Consider the following 2,620-nt stretch of genomic DNA (forward strand, 5'->3'; position numbering starts at 1 on the left):
AATGTAATGAGGATTCGTAGTCAATTTCTATTAATTGAGAAAGAACTAATCATTACATTTTGGCTTGTTTTTTTAGAAAAAATTTTTTTCTCTTCCTCCAGTGACTTTCCAGAAGACTTAGTGAGAATAAAATCCTGAACTTTTATTCCTTCTCTGATATCTGGTAGAGGATAATATTCACTGACCATCTTCTCACCTCTTTTTTATATATTTTTCAGCAGTTTCCGATAACGTTGTTGTATTCACTCCCTCACTGGCTTAAGTGAGCTACAGCGAACTGGTCCTACGGACTTAGCCAGTGCATGGTTGTTTGGCTGAATAAGCTTCCTTGCTAATGAATTAACTTCTCTGAATTCGCTTCTTTCAACTTCGGCCGAACCAAGGAGCGTTAGCGACGCAGCGTGAATACGGTGCTATCAGAAGTCACAGACCTCTATGAATTAACCTCCACTTTCTTCTTTTTTGTTTGATTCTCTATTTAATCTTAATTGTGCCTGCTCTATTTTTGCTGGTAGCGAATAAACGTAATCTAAGATTACTTCAGTAAATTCAATCATCATTTCGACAGTCTCACTTGAAAACTCTTTATCATCTGCATGAGCAGCAGAGTTTCCTTCTTTCCTCAAAATATATGAAACCCCTTCCATAATCGGAGGTAAAATATTTTCTGACTGAAGATCTTTCAATTTTGCAAATAAATCTTTACCCTTAGCATTCTTATGTTTACACATCATTTCTAAGGTTCTCCTCAATGCCATAATACAAACTGCTCCGTCTAAATTTCTTACCTTTAATGCAGCATCAAATGCATTTAGTACTGATTGTGGGAGATGTTTGTTCTCACTAGAACCTGAAGGAAAGATTATGTCTGTATATGTAATAGGTTTTCCATTTGGCTCTGTCTCTTCACTAAATGAGGTACTTCTTTGAATAGTAATTTCTGTACAGACCGGGCACAAATACATTTCCCATCGTTTATAATAAGTAGTTACATAAGCAGGATTATAAAGATTATCAGAATTACCCCAAATCTCTTCATGTTCTACCGTGTCATAACTTGCGACGACTTTCATAGATGTTTTATTACCACAATGGAGACAAGTAATAACTTTTTCCTTCATATATTTCCGCCCTTTACTGTGATTTCTGATAACGTTATTGTATTCACGAACACCGAAAGGGATGTCCGCTGATTCCGATTCCCCGAAATGCCTCTGAGGACCGAGGGGGTCAGTCCGATGCCTGGATACTGTGTTATAAGAAGTTTCAGCCTTCAACGAGTTTACTCGCATTAATTTCTTTTATTATTTGTTCTATTTCATGCTTGTTTACTTCAGGATAAACCCTTCGTAGTAGCTTTATCTGCCTTTCAATAAGTCTTTCTGAGAAGTGGCCGTCTCTTCTTAATCTCTTTACATATCTTGATAAGCTCTCTTTTAGAAATAGTCGTGGATCAAACTCAGTTGAACTTCTATTACCAACACCAGAATCTATTCTTGGTATTAGATATGCAACGGCAGTTAATATCCCCCATATTTCGTCAACTGTATCTTCAATATCACTCACAGTACTTTCGACACTACTTGAATTGCTTTCCGCACCATCAGCAGTTGAATATATGTCATCTAATGCTTCCGATATTTTCTTATCAAAAAGTTGAAGCTCTTTAATTAACGAACTGGTTTGTCTTAAAACTTGAGTTTTTGTTTCGTTTAAATTTTGTTCCAATTCTCTTGTTGCTTCTTTGAAGCTGTCTATAAACTTATTTCTTTCACTTTCCATAAATAACGAAAGTAGTTCGTTAGGATATAGGGAGCGTTTCTGCCCATCACCTCTAATCCGATACGTGCCTCCGTCAGTACAATAAGGCTTAAAGTCACCACTTGGTATTTCTAGAATATATATACTTTGACCATTGATATCTTGGGCTGTGATCTCTAAATTTACTGGTGGTCTGCAGCTTTGAGCCTTGTTTAATATTGATAGCTTTCCATTATCACTAATTGGACACCCAACAATAGTCCCTAACTGCCTACCTATAGTGTCAACATCATCCTTTACGCCAATTAATATAACACCACCAGATATTGAATTTGCAAACGCAACTACGTCCTCAGTTTTAAGTCCCGCGAGAGATTCCTTAAATTCAACTTCGTACCCTTCTTCTTTGTTAATCAATTTAATTAATTCTTCTTGATTAATCATTCTTTCTCATCCTTTGCTGAAATTTCTTATAACGTTCTTTTATTCACGACATCCTACGAATGTCGGATGTGTCCGGCTGCTAACTTCCTGGCTTTTTAACTTCTGACGGACCATGGGCCGAACGGCCCGCAGCGTGACTACAGTGTTAGGTGAATCCCCTTCCTTCATCGGAATACAAAAAATGGCTTATTGAACTCCTACGATACAATAAGTCTCATTTATCGCTCTTTCGTAGTCTTCATACTTAAAATAAAAAAAACCTATATTAATACGTTTATTTTCAGGTTCTAGCTTGAAATCCCTCCATCCCCGCTGCTGCCAAACGCATCATCGAATCTACCTCTTACTCCTGCCGGACCGATGTTAAATGCCGGTGCGTGAATATGGTGTTAGATGACGGTGACTTGAGATACCT

At 37.3% G+C, this 2,620-nt stretch carries 3 protein-coding genes; all 3 read right to left on the minus strand.

Features of this window, described 5'->3' with window-relative positions:
• Positions 1-20: 20 nt before the first annotated feature.
• Positions 21-188, minus strand: a complete 168-nt coding sequence (locus tag AB4Z33_RS30720) for a hypothetical protein (RefSeq protein WP_442053535.1) — start codon at positions 186-188, stop codon at positions 21-23.
• A gap of 252 nt (positions 189-440) precedes the next feature.
• Positions 441-1,121, minus strand: coding sequence for a DUF4145 domain-containing protein (locus tag AB4Z33_RS30725; RefSeq protein ID WP_442053536.1), 681 nt, complete (start codon positions 1,119-1,121; stop codon positions 441-443).
• Between the two features lie 145 nt (positions 1,122-1,266).
• Positions 1,267-2,205: an AlbA family DNA-binding domain-containing protein gene (locus AB4Z33_RS30730; RefSeq protein ID WP_442053537.1), complete on the minus strand. Its 939-nt coding sequence runs from the start codon at positions 2,203-2,205 to the stop codon at positions 1,267-1,269.
• Between the last annotated feature and the right edge of the window lie 415 nt (positions 2,206-2,620).

The organism is Paenibacillus sp. 2TAB19, assembly GCF_052115185.1.
GTDB lineage: Bacteria > Bacillota > Bacilli > Paenibacillales > Paenibacillaceae > Pristimantibacillus.